This window comes from Blastococcus xanthinilyticus, from assembly GCF_008124835.1.
GTDB lineage: Bacteria > Actinomycetota > Actinomycetes > Mycobacteriales > Geodermatophilaceae > Blastococcus > Blastococcus xanthinilyticus.
The window spans coordinates 1-1,455 of record NZ_VNHW01000035.1 but is presented as its reverse complement, the minus strand read 5'-3'; the positions used below and the strand labels follow the sequence as shown (position 1 = coordinate 1,455).

Sequence of the window (1,455 nt, the reverse complement as noted above, 5' to 3'; positions counted from 1 at the left end):
TGCATTGATGGAATCGGGCTCCCGTAACCGGTCCCTCCCGGGCAGGCTGCGGGGCACGGACGCCGGGTCCGGGGCGGTCTGACTCCCACATTTGCTGACGCCCTGCGGGGCTGTCTGGAAGATGACCGGTCGGCTGCTCCGGCCCGGTGTCTGCGGCACGACCGGTCGGGCGGGGTGACTTCAGAGGAGCTTGTGCGACCAGGCCCACTCAATGTCCTGTCCGCCGTCCCGGCCGTGCGTGCCGCGCCCTCTTTCGGCCCTGCAGCAGTGGAAGGAACGGCGATGCCCAGGCTCCCAGAACGGCCTGCCCGCGACCAGCTCGAGCGCCCCGAATGGCCGCCCGGCGCGGTCATCGGCGGTGTGGACACCCACAAGCACATCCACGTCGCCGCCGTCTGCGATCCGCTCGGCCGTGTCCTGGCCAGCCAGTCTTTCCCCACCACGACCAACGGGTTCAAGGCGCTGCTGCGGTTCCTGCGCTCCCACGGTGAGCTGGCCGCCGTCGGCGTCGAGGGCACCGGCTGCTGGGGCGGTGGACTGGCACGCTGGCTGGCCGCACGCGACATCACCGTCGTCGAGGTCGACCGGCCCAACCGCCAAGCCCGCCGCCGGCGCGGCAAGTCCGACACCATCGACGCCGAGGAGGCCGCCCGCGCCGTCGTGGCCGGCCGGGCCCGAACGGTGCCAAAGACCGGCACCGGCCCGGTGGAGATGGCCCGCCAGCTGCGGGTCGCCCGCCGCTCGGCGATCAAGCAGCGCACCCAAGCGCTGCTGCAGCTCCAAGCGCTGGCCGACACCGCCCCCGACGAGCTACGCGACTCGATCAAGCCGCTGCGCTACGCCGCCCTGATCGAGACCGCCGCCCGCTTCCGACCCGGCGACATGACCACCACCACCGCCGCCGCGAAGTACGCGATGAGCGCCCTCGCCCGCCGCATCCAGCACCTCGACACCGAAATCGCCGGCCTGGACGCCCACCTCAAAACCATCCTCACCACCGCCCACCCGCGGCTGCTGGCCGCCCACGGAGTCGGCCCCGACACTGCCGGCGCACTGCTGGTGGCCGCCGGGGACAACCCCGAACGGCTGGTCACCGAACAAGCCTTCGCCGCCCTCTGCGGCGCCTCACCGGTCCAGGCATCCTCCGGCAACACCCACCGCCACCGGCTCAACCGGGGCGGCGACCGGCAAGCCAACAGCGCCCTCTGGCGCATCGTCCTGGTCCGGATGAAGACCCACCCACCGACCCGGGACTACGTCACCCGCCGCACCGCCGAAGGCCTCGCCAAACGCGACATCATGCGCTGCCTCAAGCGCTACGTCGCCCGCGAGGTCTACCACCACATCAACCCCACACCGCCCGCGGCCACACGGCTTCGACTCGTCCCACCGCTCCCCGTCGTCACCCCCGGAGGAGCCGCCCTCAGCACCGCTTGACACAAGAGGAGCGTCATC

The 1,455-nt window shown here is 72.0% G+C and carries 1 protein-coding gene; it reads left to right on the top strand.

The window, feature by feature from the left end:
• Positions 1-282: 282 nt before the first annotated feature.
• A complete protein-coding gene (locus tag BD833_RS22595; protein WP_166535413.1) occupies positions 283-1,437 on the top strand; it encodes an IS110 family RNA-guided transposase in 1,155 nt (384 codons plus the stop codon).
• Positions 1,438-1,455 lie beyond the last annotated feature (18 nt).